Annotated in this window: 17 protein-coding genes and 1 CRISPR repeat array; of the genes, 13 read left to right on the top strand and 4 right to left on the bottom strand. The window is 45.7% G+C overall.

Going from position 1 to position 22,744, the window contains the following annotated elements:
* The first annotated feature begins 28 nt into the window (after window positions 1-28).
* Window positions 29-1,681 (top strand): S8 family serine peptidase, encoded by a 1,653-nt coding sequence (locus tag NIES208_RS12595; protein WP_075893292.1) that lies wholly within the window; start codon window positions 29-31, stop codon window positions 1,679-1,681.
* A 24-nt stretch (window positions 1,682-1,705) separates the two neighbouring features.
* Window positions 1,706-3,127 (top strand): hypothetical protein, encoded by a 1,422-nt coding sequence (locus tag NIES208_RS12590; RefSeq protein ID WP_075893290.1) that lies wholly within the window; start codon window positions 1,706-1,708, stop codon window positions 3,125-3,127.
* Window positions 3,128-3,189: 62 nt separating this feature from the next.
* Here the strand turns inward: NIES208_RS12590 and NIES208_RS12585 are convergent, their stop codons facing one another.
* Window positions 3,190-4,377 carry a helix-turn-helix transcriptional regulator gene (locus NIES208_RS12585; RefSeq protein WP_075893288.1) on the bottom strand — a complete coding sequence of 396 codons (1,188 nt, stop codon included), beginning with the start codon at window positions 4,375-4,377 and terminating at the stop codon, window positions 3,190-3,192.
* A gap of 207 nt (window positions 4,378-4,584) precedes the next feature.
* On the opposite strand from NIES208_RS12585, the gene NIES208_RS19000 reads away from it, so the two are divergent.
* From NIES208_RS19000 to cas2, 4 genes are all read left to right on the top strand, one after another.
* Window positions 4,585-4,761 (top strand): hypothetical protein, encoded by a 177-nt coding sequence (locus NIES208_RS19000; protein WP_171971763.1) that lies wholly within the window; start codon window positions 4,585-4,587, stop codon window positions 4,759-4,761.
* A gap of 86 nt (window positions 4,762-4,847) precedes the next feature.
* The gene (gene csx18, locus NIES208_RS12575) at window positions 4,848-5,141 is read left to right on the top strand and encodes a CRISPR-associated protein Csx18 (protein ID WP_075893320.1); all 294 of its coding nucleotides are present in this window, start codon (window positions 4,848-4,850) and stop codon (window positions 5,139-5,141) included.
* Window positions 5,138-6,124, top strand: coding sequence for a CRISPR-associated endonuclease Cas1 (gene cas1 / locus NIES208_RS12570; protein ID WP_075893284.1), 987 nt, complete (start codon window positions 5,138-5,140; stop codon window positions 6,122-6,124). The genes csx18 and cas1 overlap by 4 nt, the downstream gene beginning before the upstream one ends.
* Window positions 6,125-6,160: 36 nt before the next feature.
* Window positions 6,161-6,439 (top strand): CRISPR-associated endonuclease Cas2, encoded by a 279-nt coding sequence (gene cas2 / locus NIES208_RS12565; protein ID WP_075893282.1) that lies wholly within the window; start codon window positions 6,161-6,163, stop codon window positions 6,437-6,439.
* A gap of 177 nt (window positions 6,440-6,616) precedes the next feature.
* A CRISPR array of direct repeats spans window positions 6,617-9,010; the repeat unit is 36 nt; unit sequence GCTTCTCTTCACCTGAGAAGTTAATAGATTGGAAAC.
* 233 nt (window positions 9,011-9,243) lie between these two features.
* On the opposite strand, the gene NIES208_RS12560 is transcribed toward cas2, so the two are convergent.
* The gene (locus NIES208_RS12560) at window positions 9,244-10,257 is read right to left on the bottom strand and encodes a DUF4351 domain-containing protein (protein ID WP_235641388.1); all 1,014 of its coding nucleotides are present in this window, start codon (window positions 10,255-10,257) and stop codon (window positions 9,244-9,246) included.
* A 251-nt stretch (window positions 10,258-10,508) separates the two neighbouring features.
* Between NIES208_RS12560 and cas10 the strand changes: the two genes are divergently transcribed.
* From cas10 to NIES208_RS12525, 7 genes are all read left to right on the top strand, one after another.
* The gene (gene cas10 / locus NIES208_RS12555; protein ID WP_084176622.1) at window positions 10,509-13,589 is read left to right on the top strand and encodes a type III-B CRISPR-associated protein Cas10/Cmr2; all 3,081 of its coding nucleotides are present in this window, start codon (window positions 10,509-10,511) and stop codon (window positions 13,587-13,589) included.
* Window positions 13,570-14,124, top strand: coding sequence for a Uma2 family endonuclease (locus NIES208_RS12550; RefSeq protein ID WP_075893278.1), 555 nt, complete (start codon window positions 13,570-13,572; stop codon window positions 14,122-14,124). Before cas10 ends, NIES208_RS12550 begins: the two co-directional genes overlap by 20 nt.
* Before the next feature lie 10 nt (window positions 14,125-14,134).
* A complete protein-coding gene (locus NIES208_RS12545; RefSeq protein ID WP_075893276.1) occupies window positions 14,135-15,259 on the top strand; it encodes a type III-B CRISPR module-associated Cmr3 family protein in 1,125 nt (374 codons plus the stop codon).
* A gap of 122 nt (window positions 15,260-15,381) precedes the next feature.
* A complete protein-coding gene (gene cmr4 / locus NIES208_RS12540) occupies window positions 15,382-16,245 on the top strand; it encodes a type III-B CRISPR module RAMP protein Cmr4 (RefSeq protein ID WP_075893274.1) in 864 nt (287 codons plus the stop codon).
* A 42-nt stretch (window positions 16,246-16,287) separates the two neighbouring features.
* Window positions 16,288-16,671, top strand: a complete 384-nt coding sequence (locus tag NIES208_RS12535; protein ID WP_075893272.1) for a hypothetical protein — start codon at window positions 16,288-16,290, stop codon at window positions 16,669-16,671.
* Window positions 16,672-16,691: 20 nt separating this feature from the next.
* Window positions 16,692-18,395: an RAMP superfamily CRISPR-associated protein gene (locus NIES208_RS12530; RefSeq protein ID WP_075893270.1), complete on the top strand. Its 1,704-nt coding sequence runs from the start codon at window positions 16,692-16,694 to the stop codon at window positions 18,393-18,395.
* 24 nt (window positions 18,396-18,419) lie between these two features.
* Entirely contained in the window at window positions 18,420-19,937 is a 1,518-nt protein-coding gene (locus tag NIES208_RS12525) for a hypothetical protein (protein ID WP_075893268.1), read from the top strand.
* A gap of 90 nt (window positions 19,938-20,027) precedes the next feature.
* Here NIES208_RS12525 and NIES208_RS12520 read toward each other — a convergent pair whose 3' ends face one another.
* Together NIES208_RS12520 and NIES208_RS12515 are read right to left on the bottom strand one after the other, a co-directional pair.
* Window positions 20,028-21,833 carry an ABC transporter ATP-binding protein gene (locus NIES208_RS12520; RefSeq protein WP_075893266.1) on the bottom strand — a complete coding sequence of 602 codons (1,806 nt, stop codon included), beginning with the start codon at window positions 21,831-21,833 and terminating at the stop codon, window positions 20,028-20,030.
* Between the two features lie 116 nt (window positions 21,834-21,949).
* Window positions 21,950-22,612, bottom strand: a complete 663-nt coding sequence (locus tag NIES208_RS12515; RefSeq protein WP_225875306.1) for a phosphonate ABC transporter ATP-binding protein — start codon at window positions 22,610-22,612, stop codon at window positions 21,950-21,952.
* Between the last annotated feature and the right edge of the window lie 132 nt (window positions 22,613-22,744).

Raw genomic sequence — 22,744 nt, 5'->3', positions numbered from 1 at the left:
TTCGGTTCTGGGGTAATAAGTAAAGCTCATGCAGAGATTTGGACGCAGTAGCTTATTTGTAAAATTCATGGCTGTGCCGACGGTCTTTTTAGGTAATGCAACGGCGATCGCCAACCCTTTGTACCCCTCCATTAGCGATTCAGGAATCCAGGCCCTAACCCTCCATGCAGAACCCTATGATTTGCTCGGTCGCAAAATTGCCATTGGACAGGTAGAAATTGGTCGCCCCGGCAAATTTGGCTTTGATAAGCGTGCTGCTTGGCAACCCCAGCTAAATTTGTCGGAACTGTTTTATGTCGATGGCAAGGCAATTTCTGACGAAAATGTTGATGACCATGCAGCCATGGTTGCCAGTGTGATGGTGAGTAATGATAAACGGCAACTGGGAGTGGCGCCAGCGGCGCGGCTCTTTGTTTCTGCGGTGGGTTCTCTTAATGATGCGGGGCAACCGGAAGAATGTTTGGCGACCCAGCATATTGCTCGGCAAAATAGCGGAGATGTTCGAGCCATAAATTTCAGTTTCGGGGAATCTTTAGACCGGGACGATCGCCCGAATCCAGTTTTAGATGGTAATTCTTTGTTTACCCAATGTCTTGACTGGACAGCGCGGGTTTACGATGTGCTGCATGTGGTGGCGGGGAACCAAGGCAGTGGTGGTATTCCCATTCCAACGGATCATTTTAACGGCATCACAACGGCCTACACGACGCAATTTCAAGGGCAAGAGTTTAATAAAATCGACTTTGCCAATCTCAGCGACATACCAGAGGGCATTGGCAGTTCTCTCATTCGAGCTGAAATTAATGATGGCGATCGCCGCGCCATTAGTCTGGCCGCACCGGGTAGTCGTTTAAATCTGATCACCACTTTTAATAAAATTAAACGGGTCAGTGGCACAAGCTTTGCAGCGCCCCACATTACCGCAACAGTCGCTCTCCTTCAGGAATACGGCGATCGTCAAATTAAAGCCCAAGCAACAAACTGGAGTTTAGACTCGCGCCGCCATGAAGTGATGAAAGCCGTTTTACTCAACGCCGCCGAAAAACTAGAAGATCAAGGTGACGGCAAAAGGCTAGGAATGGCACGGACAATCTTTACCAAAGATAATCGCACTTGGCTGGATTCCGATGCCGCCACCAACCCTGAAATCCCCCTCAATATGCAAATGGGCACAGGTCAGCTCAACGCCCTGCGCGCCTACCGACAGTTGGCAGGAGGTCAATGGTCACCAACAGCCCCCGTTGCCAGTATCGGCTGGAACTATGACGAAATTGACCACCAAAGTTATCACGATTACCTGATCCAAACACCGTTACCCGCATCATCTTTTGTGGCGGCGACAACTGCGTGGGATCGACGCGTTGAGCTCAATGATTTAAACGACAATAATCGCTTTGATGTCAACGAAACCTTCCAAGACTTGGGTTTAAATAATCTCAATCTTTACCTCTTGCCTGCCACTAGCGACAATCTCAAGGATGCCATCTGTCACTCTGACAGTCGCGTCGATAGTGTTGAACATCTCTTTTGCCCGGTGCCAACGACGGGTCAATACAAATTGCGGGTGATGTTTGCAGATCGTGCCAATGAAAGACAACAAAATTATGGGATTGCTTGGTGGAGCGCTGGCGAAAATTACAATGCGACGGCAGAAACTCCTAGTCAGTTCCCACGTCAGTAACCATAGCCGACGTCAGAAAAATCAATGAAAAAGTTTCGATATTTTACCCTTGGTAGTCTGTTTGTTTTTGGTAGCCTTGCCGTCCCTATCCTGTGGGGCGATCGCCTCGGTAGCGTCCTTGAAGCAGCACCTTGGTTTTCTTCCTACACCACATGGGGGTCTGATGGTCGAGATGGCCGTTCTGGGCGAGATGGCCGCAACGGTATAGATGGCGTTGACCAAATAATTTATGCCGAAGGTGCCTCCCTCAGTTTTGATCTATCCGGCAGCGATGGGCGGGATGGTGACGATGGCGACCATGGTGAGGCTGCCCGTTGTCCAGTGTATTGGAGTCGGCCAGAATACAATATTTACGGTGCAGATGGCGGTAATGGTGGTGCTGGCGGCAATGGTGGACGCGGTGGCAATGGCGGTAATGTCACGATTTTTTATCAACAGCCCCAAGATTTACGCAATGTTTTTGTAGATGTGAGCGGTGGCCAGGCCGGGGCAGCGGGTCGGGGCGGCTACGGCGGTGATGGTTGCGACTGCTATGACAACTCTTGGCGTGTCAGAACCTGTGAGTGGGAAGAAAAGAAGCGCTCCGATGGAACCACTTACCGCGAAGAGAAATGTAAAACGCGTACCTACTATTGCCGCGACGGTCGTGATGGAAGGGATGGCAGAGAGGGTTTAATTGCCCAGGATGGTGTATTTGGGAAAGTTACCCTCGTTCAAAATTACACTGCCATTCCGAGCGATTCCCCTTTTAAAAGTGCGACGGTTGCTGAATTGCATAGTAGTGGGGTGATGCTCTCGAAAAATATTTGGCGTTCCCAGTCTGGTCTCCTCAGTAAATTGGCGAGTGGTTCCAAGGCTCCGAACAATTTCACGGAATATGTTGAGTTTGCGGAAGTGCCTGTCTCGTTAGTTTGGCAAGCGACTCCACCAATACAGGATTTTAGTAGTGCTCAATTTAATCTTCGTTTAGGCGATCGCCGCAACATTTCGGTAGAGCAAACGGGCGATCTCTGGCTCGATTATGATCTCAGACGTCAGGGGGAAGGTTATGAAATCGTCGTCAACAGGGCGATCGCCAAAGCAGACGCAACCCAGCTCATCCGCCAAAGTGTGAGTGGAGAAGGACGAGATCTAAAAATGACATTGGTTGATCTGGGAGAATATGCTGACTGGATCGATACCGATTTCAGAGTTGTCTACCGCACCCGTGATGCTGAGCCAGAATTTCGCGAAGGCTATACCTATACGAGTCGCTACGAAGCAGATTTAACTCCTGCTTACTTCGAGCAAAATGGCGAAGAATTTTTATTGCACCTTGGTGACTTGCCGATGAATTTTAAATATCTCCAAAGTGGCACAGGCGTAGAAATTGAAGTGATTGCGACTCGCTCTTTCGCTGACAATAGTACGACTCAAACGATTACTTGGACTGGGATTTTGCCCTAGGGGGCGATCGCCCCTCTGAAACAAGGAAATAGACCACAGTTTCCATAATGTTTGCAAACAAGTTAGAGCAGGTCATAGCGCTGTGCCAATTTCTGCGCTGCTTGACGGTGAGTGTCGACTAAATCTGGGGGAGAAAGCACCTTGACGTTACCACCATATTTCATCACCCATGTCATAAATTCGGGGATCGAGCGGGGGGGTAAGATCACTCTATAATCCACAAATTTGGGTTGCCCCGTGTCTGGATTTTTTTTGCCTCGACGAAGCTGTTGGCTGGGGTGGCGTTGTTCTGCTTCGAGGATCATACGACTAGCAGGGTGAAAGAAGCGAACTTTGATGTCTGTAAAGGGTAGTTTACCGAGTCGTTCTTGGATTTGTTCTTGTTCGTTGCCGAGGTTTAAGCCCCAGCCATTGTTTAAAAGTCTTTGGGCTTGGTTGAGATTTTCCCGCTGGGCGGCGAGTCCTCGACCTTGTTGGGTAATAATTTCACAGTAGTCTGTAAACCGATTCATACGACCAATCACAAAGCAGTGATTTTTACAGTCTTCGTAGAGGAGATACCAAGCGACGTTATAGAAAATGAGTTGGAGAGGAATCACAATATGAGTGCCTAAATGTTTGCCATTGTAGGGGGAACTATGGCGGCTGATTTCGATCGCCTGTCCTTGCCAAATGGCTTGTTCGACTGTTTTGAGGTGATGAAATAAGGTCTTGCGATATTCGCCTTGTTCCATCATGATTTCTGGGTCTGTCCAGTTAACGGGACGGTTGAGGTTTTGGCGGATGGGGTAGTCTGGGTCGGTCTGCCCAAAGTCAAATCCCCGCAGGTATTTTTGGATTTTGTTTAGGGTTTGGCGATACCGAAAGTCGCCTTGGTCGTGGGCGATCGCCCCCATACTATTTAGGGCTAGTTGGAGATCTTCTACGGTAAAAACTCCTGTGCCGAGATAGTAACCCCAGCGATACATACGGTGTTCGAGGATGCCATATTGACGCAGAAAGCTTAAGTCTTTGCGGAGTGTGGCGATCGCCGGATAGTTGGGTTTAAAGTTAATCCCTAGCTGGGCGGCAATCTCCTGCCATTTTTCGCGGACTTCAGCAAGGGCATTGTGATGTTCTATCTTTTCGCCCCAACTGTCGGGGTCTGGACAACCGACACCGGGATAACGCACCATCACGGCGATCAAGATCAATAGGCGTTCCAAGCTTTTTTGATCGGAGTAGGAATGTGACTGGGAAACTTTGGGCATGGCTTGTGCAGCAGCAAGTTAGTTCATTGTCCATAAAAAGCCGCTATTTTGACATCGCGATCAATGCTTATCTGACCTAGGTTTGCCGTTTTTGATTGAGATTGGGTTTTACGAGACTTTTGGGTGGAGGTCTTGTTTGAATAGGGACGTAGTTCTAACGAAAGGTGTTGGGAGATGAATCAAAATCTCGGTTGTCTCAGGTTTTTTATGGCGACCTTTGTTGCAGTAGGAGGAATCTCCCTCGCTGTCAAAATCTATAACAGCGGCGAACAAATCTGTGATTATCAACGTTGTTATCCCGATCCAGCGGCGAAGATGATTAGCCGTTTTGTGGGAGCCTTTTCCCTCGGTCTTGCAGGTTTGTTCCTGCGTTCAGATGTCTGATGTGTGGAGACTTGGGCAACAATTTTTTTTCTCGAATTTTCTCTAAAACTATCTTTCTCGAAAAACTATTGATGGGGAATACAGCGATGTATTTAGCAAAACGCGGCATTTTTGTACGCAATAGTGCGGCGGCGATCGCCAACGGAGGAATTACCTTAGTGATTCTCTTGATTGCCCCGTTAGGTTTAGCGGCAGTGATCATGAATACCTTATTAGTGATGGGGTCAACCTTTGTAGTTTGTGGCGTAATGGACGGCATTACGATCTGGTTGCTAAAAGGGGGAAATCCAGTTCAGATGTCGGCAGCGCGGCGACGCGGCGATCTCTATCCACCAGACCCCCATTCCGATCTTGACCCGCCCCGTCGTTCGGAGCGATGAAAACCCTCTACGTATCTGAGCAGGGCTGTTATGTCCGCCTCAAACACGAGTTTCTGGAAGTATGGCAGCGGGAAACTTGTCTCGCTCAGGTACAGTTACCACTTTTAGAGCAGGTGCTGATTTTTGGGCAATCCCAAGTGTCGATCCAAGCAATGCGGGCTTGTCTGTGGCGGGATATTCCTATCGTTTTTCTTTCGCGGTTGGGGTATTGCTACGGGCGGGTGATGGCGGTGGAACGGGGTTATCGTCAGTTGGCGCGGTATCAGCAGGGGCTTTCGGTAACAGAAAAGCTCTCAGTGGCTCGTTCGCTCGTGGCGGCGAAGGTTCACAATTGTCGGGTGCTGTTGTTACGACAGAACCGGAAATATCCGACGGCGATTTTGACTTTATCGATTTCAACGCTCCAGCATCTGCGATCGCAAATACTAGCAGCAGAAACAACGGAGAGGTTAATGGGGTTAGAAGGAGCAGCAGCAGCGAGTTATTTTTCGGCCTTTGGGGAATGTCTGCGCAATAGCGATTTTTGTTTTGTGAGTCGTTCCCGTCGCCCTCCTCTCAATCCGGTCAATGCGCTCCTCAGTTTTGGTTATCAGGTGCTCTGGAATCATTTGTTGGCGTTGGTCGAAATTCGGGGGCTTGATCCTTATCAAGCCTGTTTACATCAGGGGTCGGAACGTCATGCGGCGTTAGTTTCTGATTTGATCGAGGAGTTTCGTGCTCCCTTGGTGGATGGTCTGGTGTTGTATTTGATTAATAAAAAGGTGATTTCTAGTGAGGATTTTGTGTATCGAGATGGGGGCTGTTTTTTAAATAGTGCTGGGCGCAAAATTTATTTGTCTGCATTTGTTCGGCAAATGGAGGAGGTGATTAATGTTGGAGATGAAAGGGAGATGCGTTGGCATTTGTTAACGACACAGGTACGAGCTTATCAAAATTTTATTTATCAACCAGTTAATGGTTATGCTCCCTATCAAATCCGTTAATTTTCTTCTGATACCTGATACCTGATACCTGCTCAAATGTTTTATCTTGTTGCCTATGATATTTCTGATAATAAGCGTCGTAAAAAGATTGCTGATTTGTTAGAAGGTTATGGGTGTCGGGTGCAATTTTCTGTGTTTGAATGTCGTTTGTCAGTAAAAAAATATGGGGAACTAAAACAACGTTTGCGGCGATATTATCGGGAGGAAGAACAGGATAGTTTACGGTTTTATCCGATTTCGGGTCATACTTTGGGGCAGGTGGAAATTTGGGGCGAACCGCCGTTGCTCATGCCGCCTTCTTCAACGATTGTTTAGCGATTGATCGCCATAATGGCTGAAATGGCTATTCTTTTATTTGAACGCTCGATGTTAAGTGCTGTAACGCTTTCAGGGGGTTTTTGTTGACTTGTTTGGAGAGTTTTCGTTATGATTTGGCTATCGGTCGCAAACTGCTTCTGGAGTTCGCTCCGGCAAAAGGTTTGACAGACTAGGGCTTCTCTTCACCTGAGAAGTTAATAGATTGGAAACTCGCCTAGGGTAGCTCTCGATAAGTGGGGAAGTCCCCTGCTTCTCTTCACCTGAGAAGTTAATAGATTGGAAACTGTCTTCGTAGTGACCAGTGCTTTGATTAAACACAGGCTTCTCTTCACCTGAGAAGTTAATAGATTGGAAACTTATTACATGTTGTTCAAGATGCAAAGCGCATCCAAGCTTCTCTTCACCTGAGAAGTTAATAGATTGGAAACACTCTGTATACTTAAAGTAAGCTAATGTCTGCCATAGAGCTTCTCTTCACCTGAGAAGTTAATAGATTGGAAACTGAGAGGGCTCATGTGTGGGTTCAAAGAAGTCCCAGAAAGGAAGCTTCTCTTCACCTGAGAAGTTAATAGATTGGAAACATCAGCAAGAATCTCAGCGTTAACCTCGATTGCAGGAAGAGCTTCTCTTCACCTGAGAAGTTAATAGATTGGAAACTCCACCCAAAGCGCCACCTCCCTCATATCCAATGAGCTTCTCTTCACCTGAGAAGTTAATAGATTGGAAACTTTCGAGGAGACTCTCCAATCTCGATAATTTCCGTGCTTCTCTTCACCTGAGAAGTTAATAGATTGGAAACTGATACTTTAATATCCCATCTTCGATGAGGATATAGTTGCTTCTCTTCACCTGAGAAGTTAATAGATTGGAAACCAACAGCATAGATACCCCCTTTTTGTACAAATGATTCAGGGCATTGCTTCTCTTCACCTGAGAAGTTAATAGATTGGAAACCCCGCATGGGGTTGTCCAGTTAAAAGAGGCTTCAGAAGCCGAAATGCTTCTCTTCACCTGAGAAGTTAATAGATTGGAAACAAGTCAGGCGACAACTCTTCGTAAGTATTCTTATAGCTTCTCTTCACCTGAGAAGTTAATAGATTGGAAACGTGGTTTATGTCGAAGTTGTGGCTTCCTTCGTTAAAGCTTCTCTTCACCTGAGAAGTTAATAGATTGGAAACGCCCAAACCGAGCCGCAAGACGAGCCCCCCGAAAGGCTTCTCTTCACCTGAGAAGTTAATAGATTGGAAACGATTTGGGTTTGATAGGGTTCGCAGCCAGCCTCTACGCAGCTTCTCTTCACCTGAGAAGTTAATAGATTGGAAACATTGCATGTAGAAGTAGATGAGCTGGCTTTCCATAAAGCTTCTCTTCACCTGAGAAGTTAATAGATTGGAAACAGTATACAGAGTTAGCCCCTACTTTGAAGTTACAATGTTTGCTTCTCTTCACCTGAGAAGTTAATAGATTGGAAACTTAACTTTAGAATTGGCACCGGCTTGTGCAGCAAGAGCTTCTCTTCACCTGAGAAGTTAATAGATTGGAAACGCATAGGTTTGCATGAGACCATGAAACTCGACGGCGCTTCTCTTCACCTGAGAAGTTAATAGATTGGAAACTGGTATACCAAGTTCTTAAGAGACTTAGGAGTAACAGCTTCTCTTCACCTGAGAAGTTAATAGATTGGAAACTTAGCTAGGTTAACTGCGTCTGGATTGGAAGCTTTAGCTGCTTCTCTTCACCTGAGAAGTTAATAGATTGGAAACTAATTTGTTCCGGACAGCTAAGTTGACAAACTCCCAAGGCTTCTCTTCACCTGAGAAGTTAATAGATTGGAAACATTGTTTAAAAATCATCTATGTGTGGTTGGATGATTCGAGCTTCTCTTCACCTGAGAAGTTAATAGATTGGAAACCGTATACTAGAACAATACCCAGAGAATCATCATTGGTGCTTCTCTTCACCTGAGAAGTTAATAGATTGGAAACATCAATAAGAGCGGCTTGGTCACGCCCTTTAGCATAGCTTCTCTTCACCTGAGAAGTTAATAGATTGGAAACTCTTTAATTTGAGGGATTTTCAGTCCCCCCAATTTCGGCTTCTCTTCACCTGAGAAGTTAATAGATTGGAAACTTAGCAATTCAGACACGTTCGGCTTCCCTCCCCACAAGCAGCTTCTCTTCACCTGAGAAGTTAATAGATTGGAAACGCATCTACTGATATCGGTTGGGCTAATGCCCCCGTGCTTCTCTTCACCTGAGAAGTTAATAGATTGGAAACATTTCTCAATCAACATCCGAACGCTGTCCATGTCTAGTGCTTCTCTTCACCTGAGAAGTTAATAGATTGGAAACCCAAAGTAGATGGAACTCTGCCAAACGTGCACGTAGCTTCTCTTCACCTGAGAAGTTAATAGATTGGAAACAAAAATCGTCGCCTTCTGGGGAGATTACGCAGTGGGGCTTCTCTTCACCTGAGAAGTTAATAGATTGGAAACGAAGATTAGATAGTATATTTTGTTGACTGATCTAATAAGCTTCTCTTCACCTGAGAAGTTAATAGATTGAATACTTATCAATGCAATACTCAATACAAAATGATCGCCCTCCGAATTCCATCAAAAGGCGATCATTTTTATAGTCATTTGTGGGTGGCGCGACTCCCTGTAACTCCCTCTGCCTTCGGCATCTCCCCCAAGGGAGAAAGGGCACGTATTAGTCTGGACGGCGATCGTGCGTCAAGTCTTGAAAACAAGCCTCTAAGTCAGTGCTAGATTCTAGGAGAAAAAGGCGATATGCGATGTCCTACTCCTCTAATTGATTTGGTGGAAGGTCTTGAAAACAAGCTGCTAAGTCAGTGCTAGACTCCAGCGCAAATAGGCGATCGCCGAGAATTTCTAACTGCTCTAGAGATAACTCCCGTACCTGTGGCTCAAACTCTGGGAGGGCATCAGGAAAACGGCGATCGATAAACCGCAAAACTAACTTACAAGCCTCTTCCTGCCGACCTCGTCCAAGACCTTGTTCGAGACCTTGCTCAAGACCTTGCTCAAGACCTTCCTGTCGACCTTGTTGTAAACCCTTTGCTAGACCCTCCTCCATCCAAGAAGTCGTGAGGCGCAAAACTCGTTCCGCCTCTTGGGGTTGGATTTTTCGGAGTTCCTGCTCGAATATCTGTTGTTCAGCCATATTCAACCTCAGATAAGTGTCCACAAAACTTGATAACAGATGAGTCCTTGCTGGGTCTAAATTTAGCGTCGTGATCATCCGTAAACATTCTAACTTCACCCTTGGGCGTTCCTCCGGTGTAAAGTTCATTTTCGCCATGAGAGCAGCGGCGGCAGGGTTGTCCTGTCGTAAAAAATCCCGCCAGTTTAAACGCTTGAGTTGGATTGTCTGGAAAGTAAAGCGCAAAACTTCCTTAAACTCAAACCCAACTGTAAAAATCTCTGGCTCTGGACGGCGGGGGCGATCGTAAGAAAACAACCCAATGGGGTAAATCGGGAAACGATATTTTTCGTAGAGTCGCGCAAAATAGAGAAACATCCGCTCCGCAAAGTCCCGTTGGGCAGTGGCTTGATTTTCGACATGGATCAAAAAACAGGTATCTTGACCCCGAAACCGCAGCTTGGCAAGGATATCGACATTACGTCGTTTTTCACCCTCTAGGTCGTTAAAAACCTCTTGGGTGAGAAATTCTAAGGTGTCTTGCTCTGCTGCTTGGGCAACCTCCGGTGCAAAAAGTTCCAGAAATTCCCACAGGAATGTGGTGAGCAGTTCCTTAAATAGCAGGTCGTGATCGATGGAGGGTTGCATCATAGTGGTCAATATAGCAGGCGATCGCCGTCCCGCCTTACCCAAGTTTTTTGGATAAATCAAGTAAAAGACTCTATTTTCAAAATCAATCTTCAGTCATTCATAAAAGTCATATCTTTAAGGTTTTGTCCTTGCAGCAAGAGCTGATTTAGGCTATTTTCTCAACCTTTCAGCCAGCCCAAAAGTTTAGACGATCCATAAGATTTAAGAATAATAAAGAATTTTTTTTAAATATTGTCTTTTAGAAGATATTTATGGGCTGGCACTCCTATGATGTCAGAGACACATCACGAAATTGGGTAAGAAGGACTGTGGCAGGGAAAGCATATTGGCAAGCAAAAATTTGGGGATTGTTACATGACCCTGCCCTGAAAGCACTGCATAAAAATTCTGGTCGCGGTGAAGAGGGTCCTTGGACAAAACTTGCCTGTATGGAGGGTTGGGCATCGCCTAAATCCAGTGAACAGAAAAAAGCGTCCGACCTCAATGGGACATGGTTAGACCATGTGGGTTTGAGTGATCTGATTGCGTCGGCGAGTGATCGCGGCATTATTCACTACATCGGTTCTTCTGTGGACTATGGCATAGAGGGGTTGGAGTTATCGCACCTATTGTCTGGGGAGAAGCTGCCGCTACGAATGCAACATCATGATGAAATTCTCGGTCAGGGCGATCGCCATGCTTATTTAAACCAAGCCGAAGCCGATTTTATCGATCAAATGCCCGCAGAGATCTGCGACGATCCCGATGCTGCCCAAGTCTGTTTCTGGTGGTTATGGCGCTGTTTACCCCAAGCCGTTGCCGATCAATTTGGCGCAGAAAGCTTACTCATGCCAGCGGAAACCCGTTTACCCGATGGCTCAATTTGGAGCCATGCCAGTATGACGGCGGCGATCGCCGGAGCCTTAGCCGGATATGACACCGAGCCTGAAGACATCCCAAAAGGCGCTAGAAATATCCCCAAATCCCATCCCCACTTGGCAGTATTCACCTTTAGCCCAGTACAGGAACTCATTAAAGCCAGCCGCAAAATGAAGGACTTTTGGGCAGGGTCATGGATTCTGCATTACCTTTCTGCCAAGGTCTGCTGGCGACTTGCCCATAAATACGGCGCAGATTGTTTTCTTTATCCCAGCCTTTACGGCCAACCCCTGATCGACCATTGGCTACGGGATAAATATCCTGATTTTGCCCCGTGGATTTCTGCTCCGACAGATCGGCAACTCCTCACCGCAGGGTTTCCCAATGTGATTATGCTGGTGTTGCCAGAAGAAAAAGTAGCGGCAGCAATGCAATCGGCGAAGAATCATCTCTTTGATGCGTGGCGGGAAATTGCCAAGGAAGTACTGGCAGAACTCCAAGACAATCGCTATTGGCAGAAGCACCTAAAAGCAACCGATCCCAGTTGGCAAGGTTGGCTCGATGCCCAGTGGCAAACCTATTGGAGTGCCGTGGCGATCGGGGATAAAAAGAGTGAGTTTAAGAGTGTGGGAATACCAGCCCAGACCGATGAAAAGAAGACAGACTTAGAGAAGTGGATTGATCAGCAAAACAAAGCATTTAATGCAGATTTGTTTCAACCCGCAGAAAGAGAATTTTTTGAGCAGGCGATCGCCTTATTTACAGAACAGCGTAATCGCAGCTATGCAGGCAGTTTAAATGCCGGATCATGGTGGGCGAATATCTTTGGGCAAACGCGCCTCGCCTTGAATACCGTTAAAAACGCCCGTAACTGGAAACTGCCCACCGCCTTCGGCACAAGATCGACGATTTCCGGCTTAGGCTCCGTGGTTCACCCCCAAGGCAATGGCAAACATCGCGACTGGCTCACCGAAAAAGATGCTTCAGATTTGTGGGAGCATGATGCAGGTTTATTTGACGGTATTGAGCAACTTAATGCGACAGAGACTGTTAAGCGGGCTTTAGAGAAAGTTCTACCTAAAATTTTAGGCTTGTCAGATGAAGAGCAGATTGCAGCTTCTTATCCTGACCTAACCTCTGGGGTGGCAGGCTATCTCAATACGGGTGGCGATCGCCAATACTTTGAAACGGTCTGTGAAAAGATTTACGAGGAATTGCCTTGGACAAAAGCAGTCATCCGCGAAATGCGCAATAAATGGGGCATTCCAATCATAGATAAGCAACCCCAAAAATATCATCCTCGTTTGCTCAATGCTGGTTGGTTAGCAGAAGACCTTGATACAGATGAATTAAAGCAATTAAAAAAACAGCTACGACAGGCAAAGCAAGAAAAAAATGACTCAGAAACTAGCCGACTAAAGCGTGAAATTCGCGCCTTGAAACGTCAGTGCCGCCAGAATCTACAGAAAATCATTGATAAGCACTATCCCAACAATAATCCAGCCAGTTGGTACGTCTTAGCCGCCGGAGATGGGGACGGGATGAGCGACTGGTTAAAGGGAACCAAGATGGAAGCTTACAAAGAATATTTTCCGAAAGCCCTAAATGTTCCCGATGATTTAAAAGAGACATTTGATAAATTTAGGGACGAAACAAAACGGATGGGACCCGCCACCCACAATGCTTTGAGCCGTGCTTTACTTGATTTCTCTAATCAACTTGCGCCCTATCTCACTGAAGAACGCTATGCCGGACGGTTGATTTATAGCGGTGGTGATGATGTCCTTGCCTACACCAATCTCTGGGAATGGGACAAATGGCTCTGGGATATTCGCCAAGCTTTTCGTGGTGCAGAGGATGACCAAGGGGAATTTGAGAATAAAGGTGATTATTGGCAGTCTGATCGGTTTGAACGTCCCCTATTCACCATGGGGGGAAATGCCACCATTAGTTTTGGTTTAGTAATTGCTCACCATTCTGTTCCGTTGGCGATCGCCCTTGAAAATCTCTGGGAAGCCGAGGAAGGAGCTAAAGATCATGAATATGAAGATAAGGAGAGAAGAAAACAGAAAGATGCGGTGCAGTTGCGAGTGATTTATAGCAACGGCAACATCCTCAAAGCGACTTGCAAATTTGATACGTTCAAAACATGGCAAAAATTACTCACTATTGAAGAGATTGAACCCTCGACTTTTGAGACGACAGCTACGCTATTAGAACAACATCCGATTCCAGTCTATGAAGCCATTGAGCCTTGGGTTAATGCCTTTACGGAACGGCGCAGTAACCTAAGCGATCAGCAGAAAGTTCGCGTAAGGACTGATTTGAAGGATTTCCTAAAAGCTCTATGGGTTACAACGGATAAAAATGATCGCGCTCAAGAAGCCAAAAACTGGCTCAAGGCAGCAGCTTTTAATCTGCGCAATCGAGATATCAAACTAGGGGGGATAAACCATGCAACTGCTTACTCGTAAATTTACAACCCAGCAGTATCACCAAATGGCGAAGACAGGGATTTTTGATCCCCAAGAAAACCTAGAACTGATCACAGGGGAAATTATCACCATGTCACCCGTTGGCTTTCGCCATGCCTTCGTTACGAACTATCTCACTAATTTCTTTCCCCGTAATCTCGGCGAACAGGCGATCGTCAGTACCCAAAATCCCATTAATTTAGGCAATGAATCTGAACCTCGACCTGATGTCGTTCTCTTGCGGCCTCGAGAAGACTTTTACGCTACTCAGTTACCAACTGCCGCAGATATTTTATTGCTCATTGAAGTTGCCGATACAAGTTTGACCTATGACAGAGAGATAAAAATTTCTCTTTATGCTCAACATCAAGTCCCTGAAGTTTGGTTAATTAACCTATCTCAAAAACAACTAGAGTGTCACACAGAAATTCAGAACAATACCTACCAAAAAACTAAGATATATCAGCCACACCAGTCAGTCTCTTGTCTTACTTTCCCAACATTAGAACTGAATCTCGATAAACTTTTCACTTAATTATTCAAGTATGTATTGGTATACATTAACCCCTCTAGATATCTTGCTTCTCCGCGATGCAAAACCCTTTATCCCCGGTGAACGCGCTTGGGCTGGTAGTGTTTTTCCGCCGAATGGTCATACTCTTGCTGGGGCAATTAGAAGCCTATTACCCCAAGATCAAAAACTGAGTCTTATCGGTAGTTTATTTGCCTACGATAAAACCCTTTATTTTCCTCGTCCCCTCGGTTTTTTCAGCAGTAAACCCATGTTTCCCCTCAGTTGGCATCCCGAAGATAGTGCCCTCAGAACTCAAATGCTTTGGGATACGTCTCAACCTGCTCCTTTGGCAACAATTAAGCCTGTAGATAAGAATGAAGGAGATAAAGAAGAGAAGAAGTTTCGTTCTTGGTTGCCTGCGAATGTCATCGAAGCTTATTTAAAAACGGGTGAAATTGAAGATCATGACTGGCTAGAAGATAAAACTATTGATGGTGAAAAACAGCCTTGGGAAATGGAAAGTCGCCCCCATAATTCCATTGAAAAAGGCGATCGCCAAGTTAAGGATGCAGATGGCTATTTTGTGGAAAATGGGATTCGCTTGAAAAAGGGCTGGAGTTTGGCGATCGCCCTTGATGCCCCAACTCACCAACACCTGCAAACATTACCGAAACCCTTAACTGTCCGCCTCGGTGGGGAAGGCCATCGCGTGATTCTCGAACATTGTCCAGACTTAGATCAACAATGGCAAGGGATTAAGAATATTTCTGATCAGAATGTGAATAAAAAAGGGAGGGCGATCGCCTACCTCATGACCCCCGGTATCTTTGAGCGACCCCAAGGCAAAAAATCAGTTTGTCGCCCTTACCCATGGGAATGGAAACTCAGCCATAACAAAGATGGGCAATTTGTTAGTCTTGCTACCGAAAAGGCGATCGCCATCAGTCCTCGAATCCAGCTTAAAAAAAATGGCAAAAAAAGTAGCATTCCTGCCCCCCAAGTCTTTGCCGCTCCCCCCGGAACTCTCTACTACCTAGAAGAACCAGAGGAGACACAGCACAAGCGAACTCAGCAGATCCAACAATTTGGTTATTCCCATCTCCTCTGGGTGAATGTAGAAAATAAAAATTTGAGAAGAGAAGAAGATAAAAACTGAAAAAAAGCACCATCAAAAATTCTATCTCCTTACCTCCTGACTCCTTATCTCCTAACATCCCTGTCTCCCTGCTCATCACCGAGCCACCAATAGATTGACTACTCACTTTACTTTCAATAAAAATGTCTGATTTTCGACTTGGTTATCTTTACAGCCTCGCCCCAATCCATTGTGGTGGTGAAGGCGATCTCGGTAACATTCTTGATATTGTGCGGGAAGCGCATACAGATTTCCCTTATATTCCCGGCTCATCTTTGCGGGGTAGTATTCGCAATGATCTGGCTGCCTCAGACCCTAATGCCGCCGATATTTTGTTTGGGAAAGAACTCAGTGGTAGTGATCAAATGGGAGTCCATCAAGTATGGTTTGGTGATGCGCGGCTTCTTTGGGTTCCCATGCGTACCATGTCCCTCAATGGGCAACAAGATGTTTTTACATGGGTGAGTTGTCATTCTTTGATCAGAGATCACGCCATTTGCGCCCAAAAAACCTATCCTGATTTTCCGGCTCATGCCGTTGGGACAAGAGCTGGCAGGTTTATTGTTGCGGATGCTCAGATCAACGTTTCTCCAATGAATGATGATCAAAAGAAAGTTGCTAATCTAGCGACTAAGTTCCCAGATCGATTAGGTAAGGCAGTTCAGAAAACGTGGCAAGACAACCGTATTGTTCTGTCAGATAGCGATTTTTGTACCTTGATGGAGCATTCATTGTGGACGCAAATCCGCAATAAAATTCAAGACTCCGATGATGGCGCTAATCGAGAAGGCTCCGCAGAGGTTTTTTGGACAGATATTTGTATTCCAAGAGATACAATTTTCTATTTTTCTTGGGGCTATAACGTCCTCCAAAATCAGTCTTTAACAAAACAACATCACCAACAGTTATTAGACATTGTGCAAGGACTAATTCAAGTGGGTGGTCAAGCGAATGTTGGTCGTGGTTGGTTACAGTCGTGGATTGCTCAACCCAACTCTCCTGTCTAATTGTGATGCTTAAATACTTGATTTTTTAAAGGAGATAAAACAATGTCGGAAATGAGTCTTAAAGCCTATGACCATATTCAAGGCTATTTAACTGATCGTCACCAAGCCACGATTAACCAAGAGGATTTAAACGCCATTTTGCGCCTTTCCCAACATTTGCGGGTGTTTGGATTGTTATCTGCAGTAGGGTATATCAATCAACAAAATGCCCAAGGTGGACAGGTAAGAGAGCGTACAGTTCCCTCTTGGAAAAGTCTTTTGGTTCAGCAACTTGAATTAAATCAAGGGACAACTGCAACAGCCTTGATGGCTCATGTCATCGAGTTGCAGAGGAATCAGCCAGCACAATATTTAGCACAGTGGCGGCAGTCAATGGTGATGAGTAAGCATTGGAATTTTTGGGCGCGGGCTTGTGCCAGCAATTAATTAACAAGACGAGATTTTTTATGTATACACAAACTTTGCTGGCAGATTTGTTAGCAGAACAACACCAGCAACGGGGGCAGGCTGATCTATTAAAAAAAGGTCTTTTTACCCTGAATGGACGGGCTAAGGTCGGGTCTTTTCCTCACCCAGATGTAGAAACTCTCGTGTCAGCGGGTGAACCCTGTGGAAGTTGGAAGTCCAGTCAAGGTCGTCCAGAAGATAAGCGGAATGTAGGGGAAAATCTCCAACGTTTACCGACTTTACCGCTCAATGGTTATATTCCCGGTTCTTCCATTCGGGGTTTAGTGCGTTCATGGGCGAAGCAACATCCTGATATTTATCCTCAGATGGTGGCATTGTTAGGCGAACAAACAGGTGATGAAATCAAAGCTGGAAAAATCGAATTTTTAGATGCTTGGCCGCAACAGCCCACACGCTTAACGCTGGATATTGTTAACCCTCAAGAAAATTTTCAAGTGTTGCATCAAGGGCAAAGTACTCCTCTCTCCCATTACACCTTTGGTGATGGTGAACCGATTCAGTTTGAGGTTGCGATTCGGGGTATTCCTAATCGGGCAACACCGGAGGATGTAGTAACAGTTTGGGGTTGGGTTGAGCAGGCATTAACTTTGTCTGGGGTTGGTAGTCGGACTGCTTCGGGTTATGGAGTGGTAGAGCGACACGATGTTACGCCCAAATCTCTACCCAACTATGCCAAGAAAGTTCTGAGTTTTGATTTGTTTAGTCAGGGTTGTTATGGTGTTTCGACTCAGAGAGGAACAGAGGAGTTACGCCCTTCTCATTGGCGCGGTTGGTTACGATCGTGGACACTGCGGTTTTTATTAGGGGTAATGTCCCAACAGAATGCCCAAAGGACATTGGCTGAGTTGTTTGGTTCAATTGAGCCAGAGACTATTAAAGGTTGTGTCTCAATCAAAGTGAAACCCGGTAATGTTTGGGGCGATCGCAGTTCTGATCAACCTCGTTTTTTCCGTTGGTCAGGCAAGTTAGAAATTCACGCTCCTAAAGATGTTTTGCCGATTATTTTACCCATTGTTCGAGTGGCAGCAAGTGTGGGCGGCGTAGGGCGAGGCTGGCGCAGACCATTGCATATTTTCACGATGAATAATGGGCGTACTGCGGCTCGTGGTTCTTTTTTGAAACTAACTCACCGTCGTCGAGATCCAAACTCTACTCAATGGAGAACTGTTAACTATTTACTACCTCCCCATAGACCTCAAACTTGGCAAAATCTTTATCAAAGTTGGCTGGATAAAGTGCAGGAAAAATGGGGCGATCGCCTGCAAATCGGCGTGAATGACAACCTTGAAGGGGAAGTTTTCTCTCCTACAACTTGTGCCATATATATGCTGCCGGGTCCTGATGATGAACCTGTAGATTTTCAAGAATTAGAGTGGCAAGAAGATAGAGCTACAGAAACCCGTGGTGATGCCATGTATCTGGTGTATCTGGAGAGGCAGCCGCGTAACTATAAACGTAATCCTGCTTTAGGTGGTAATGCAGGTCGTGGTAGTGCGCATTGTTCGTGGGTTTCTATTCGTCGCTATGGTTTCCGCCATCCTGATGATGAGATTGGCACAGATTGTACAGAGATTGCCTGCCTGTTTTTAGGGGGAGCACAAACTCAGAATAATCATGTTCGGTCTCGGTTTTTACGAGATTTACAACGCTCTGAAGGCCGTATTCATTTATTTGGTCAATAAATTATTGATGGAAATTAATTAGCGATGGATATTTTAATTATTACTGTGGGTACTCGTCAGATTGGCTGGAAGTGCAAAGATAGCATTATTCGTTGCTTTGGGGCTGATGGCGATCGCCTCCATCCTCCCCATATTGATGAACTGTATTCAGAGCTAAATCTCGAACGGGGTAGCCACGAACCCGGCATAAATTGGGGGGTGCGTCATCTAGGAGAAACTTATTATCAGCATTGTCAAACAGAGCTGGGGGGAGATTTTAGTGCAGTTCAACTGCTCATGGATGGAAAAATTATTCGTGATTTGGTCGCAGATGGGCTGAAAACAGTTATTCTCTGGGCGACGAATCAGCCTGAAACTGTACCGTGGAAATATCGTTCGGCGGATACATTATGGCTCGCTCGCTTGATGGAATCGAAAATCCAAGTAGACTTTCCAGATCTGCAAGTAGATGTCATTGATACAGAACTCAACATCATGGAGAGGAAGAAAGTCTATGAAGAATTACAGGAAATTGTCCTGCCCCTAGCGCTAGAACAAACAAATAGTCCCCAGCCACATCAAAACCTTCAGGTTGCTATCCAAACTAAAGGCTGTGCTCCGGCGATCGCCAATATTGTAGATATTTTTTCGGGTACATTAGTCCGACAATTTGAAGTTTTTAAGGTCACCCCCGAAGAACCAAAGGATAATTATCCGGAAGGCGATCGCCGCGCTAAGTTCTCAGAGAGAATAGACGTTATCACAGTCAGTGAGTACTTTTGGCATTTAGAAAAAGATCGTATTCAGCGGTCATGGAAACAGGGAAATTTTGCAGAGGCTCAGACTTTGCTGACGGCTCACCAAAGTAAACTCCTGACCTTGTATGAGTTGGCCGGGCATCTAAATCTCGCTCGCAACCGTGAGGTAGCGCGAATTTTCACAAAAAAATATCTAGGGCAATGGCTTGCTGATGAAACAACGGTAAGAATGACAGGGACTATTAAACGGGATATGTGGGAAAAAAAGCGCCAAGCCATTAGCAATGATGATTACCAAAAATTATGGGAAAGCACCTTTCTCTTGAATATTGAACTAAACCTTGGTTACTTTACTGCGGCTTTTTTCTTATTTGCCCAGTTGATCGAACAGCTTTTATTTAAACGGGCAGATGAGGAAAAATGGATTGATAAAGGCTTAATCAAAGTCCGCAGCGATTGGGATTGGTCTAGGGGGACATATAATCCCAAAAGCACAGAGCTTGTGGATGCTCTCACAAAGGTTCTGCCATCCAACAATACTTCACAGGAAAGAATCAACGCCCTTCATAATATTCGGATATTGCGCAATAACGTGACGCACAAAAATATACCAGTGGATAATCTTCAGACCTTTGCCCAGGCCATTTCCCTCAATAATCCGGCAGCGGCGACGAAACCCCAAGTGTTTAATCGTTGTCTCGAAATTTTGTGCTGGACGTTAAAAAATCCAGAGGAAGTGAATCAACAAACATTGCTTGAGTCAGTATTTTTATGGGGCATTGAGACTTTACAATCCACTAACTAAACGAAAAAAATTCGAATAAGAGATAAGAAGACTCTTGCGACAACGACTAAACCTGCAATCGTTGCTTATAAAAGATCCTGAAGAATGACTTTATTCACCCAGCATATGGAGGCGATGTAAGCCTGCGTACAAACCATTTAGTTCTAGCAGTTCATCGTGATTACCTGTTTCGATGATTTCGCCCTGTTTGAGCACAATAATTTTATCGACATCTCGGATCGTGGAGAGGCGGTGGGCAATAATAATTGCGGTACGGTCTTCGAGGAGTTGTTCTAGAGCGGATTGAATTAAAGCTTCTGTACCGACATCAAGGCTAGCGGTCGCTTCGTCTAATACCAAAATTTTTGGATCACGGATGGCAACCCGCGCAAAGGCTAAAAGTTGTTTTTGTCCACCGGAAAGGTTTGTGCCGCGCTCCCGCAGTGCTGTGTTGTAGCCCCTCGGTAATTCTTCAATTAGGGCATCGACATTGGTAACCTGGGCGGCTCGCTGGACTTCTTCAAAGGGGTAATCTTCGCCTAGGGTAATGTTACGTTGAACATCGCCTGTAAATAAAAAGCTTTCCTGCAAAATAACGCCCACATGACGCCGCAATTCCTGCTGGGGAATGTCGCGAATATCAACGCCATCAACTAAGATTCGCCCTTCGGTAGGTTCGTAGAGACGGCAGAGTAGGCGGATAATGGAGCTTTTGCCTGCGCCAGTGGGGCCAACGAGGGCAATTTTTTCACCAGATTTTATTTTAAAGTTGAGGTTTTTGAGGACGTACTCGCCGGGTTTGTAGCCAAAGGAAACGTTATCAAAAATAATTTCGCCAGAGGCCTTTTCTCCGAGGTTTGCCGCGTTTAGGGAATCTTGATCGCGGTCTTTAATTTCAATGGGCTGGGACATTAATTCGTTAATGCGCTCGATCGCCGTAAAGCCCGACTGAAACATGGTGAATTTGTCGGCAAACTGACGTAATGGATTAAAAAGCCTTTGGGAATAGAGAATAAATGCTGCGAGAACACCAAAGCTCAGGGTGTCTTGGTAAATAAACCAGCCGCCTAGCCATAACACGCCGGCGATCGCCACGAGTGCGATCCATTCCAGAGTGGCTGAGACAGCCGAGTCATGGAAAATGGTGGTATTGACGGCATCACGATAACGGTCATTCACCGAGCGGAACATCTCAGCATTTAATTTTTCACGGCGGAAAAGTTGCACCACATTAATCCCAGCAACATTTTCTTGGAGCATGGCATTCATTTGAGACAGCTCTTCGCGGGCTTGGTAGTTGGCTTTACGATATTGCGCCTGAAAGTACACAATCAAAAATGCGACGGGAACCAACATTAAGATCAACAGGCTGGCAAGCTGCCACTGCAACGCAAAAATTGTGCCGATAATCACCAATAAATAAATAATGTCGCTGAGAATGCCGATCGCCCCACTGGCAAACACATCGCCGAGGGCTTCCACATCATTGGTTAGACGGGTGACTAGCTTACCGACAGGCATCCGGTCAAAGAACCGTGAGGAAAGGGACGTGACGTGATCAAAAAGATCTTGGCGCACTCCGGCGGTGATTTCTTGGCCGACTTTCTGCACTAAAAATCCTTGTACCGAGGCAAAGGCTAACCGAATGAGGATGGTGGCAAAGAGAATGGCAATCAGTCGATTTAGGGCTGCTTCAATGGACAAATCCTGTAAAAAAGACCAAACGTTTTCTTCCCGCAGTAACGAAATGGCCTGCCCGACGATGAGGGGTTGCACCGCTCCGGCGATCGCCAAGGGAACCAGTAATGTGACGGAAATGATGAGGGTGACAATATTGCGTTTCGCGTAGGGAATGAGTTTTCCCGCTAGTTGCCAGTCGTTATTCTCTTTCGGTCGTGCCTTTGATGCGATCGCCATTATTGCTCTTCATGAAATCCAGACATCTAGTATATCGGTCTATCACTATAGAGGTCATTTAGTTGAGCATTGGTGACAGTGGCAGCAGGCTGGTCAAAGAGTATTTGGCCTTTTTTTTAACCGATGAGGCGATCGCAGTGACTTTTCGCAAACTCTAGTGAATGCAAACTAATAACCAATGTCTTTCCCCGGCGATCGCACAACTCTACCAGCAGATCCATCATGTCGCGGCTCAGTTGCGGATCAAGACTAGAAATCGGTTCATCCGCCAAAATAATTTCAGGATCTTGAATTAAGACTCTTGCTAAGGCTACCCGTTGTTTTTGACCGCCGGACAGCTCACTAGTTTTCGCAAACATCTTTTCTGGAATGCCGACTTGCTCTAATGCTTTTTGCACAAGTTTTTGTTCGAGGGGAAAAATTAGTGAAAAAGCAGCTTTGGGAAATGACCATCGTCCTAAGTTTCCCGCATTGACGTTATGAACCACCGCTAAACTATCGACTAAATGCAGTTGCTGATAAATAGTGCCGATTTGTCGTTGAATTTTACGCCGCCGTTTTCCCTTGAGTTTCGCGAAAGATTTATCCCAAATTTTTAGTTCGCCCGTTGTCGGTTGCCATTGACCATTGAGCAAACTCAATAATGTACTTTTTCCCGCACCACTAGACCCAATTAAGCCGACTTTTTCACCCGCTGAAATCTCAAAATTCAGATCGTCCAATACGGTCGAATCACCCAAATTTAAACTAATTTTCTGACCGGAAAAAACAAGATTCATTCTAGAAAATTCATATCATCAAAATCCTTCCTTGGGGAAGGTGCTCGAAGAGCAGAAGGGGTTACGGAAAGTTGTGTTAACGTGAGTTTTGCTTAAGCATGCTCGGAAGTACGACGCGGTGAATGGGAGAGC

Source organism: [Limnothrix rosea] IAM M-220 (genome assembly GCF_001904615.1).
Lineage (GTDB): Bacteria > Cyanobacteriota > Cyanobacteriia > Cyanobacteriales > MRBY01 > MRBY01.
This window is presented reverse-complemented; position numbering and strand designations above follow the sequence as displayed.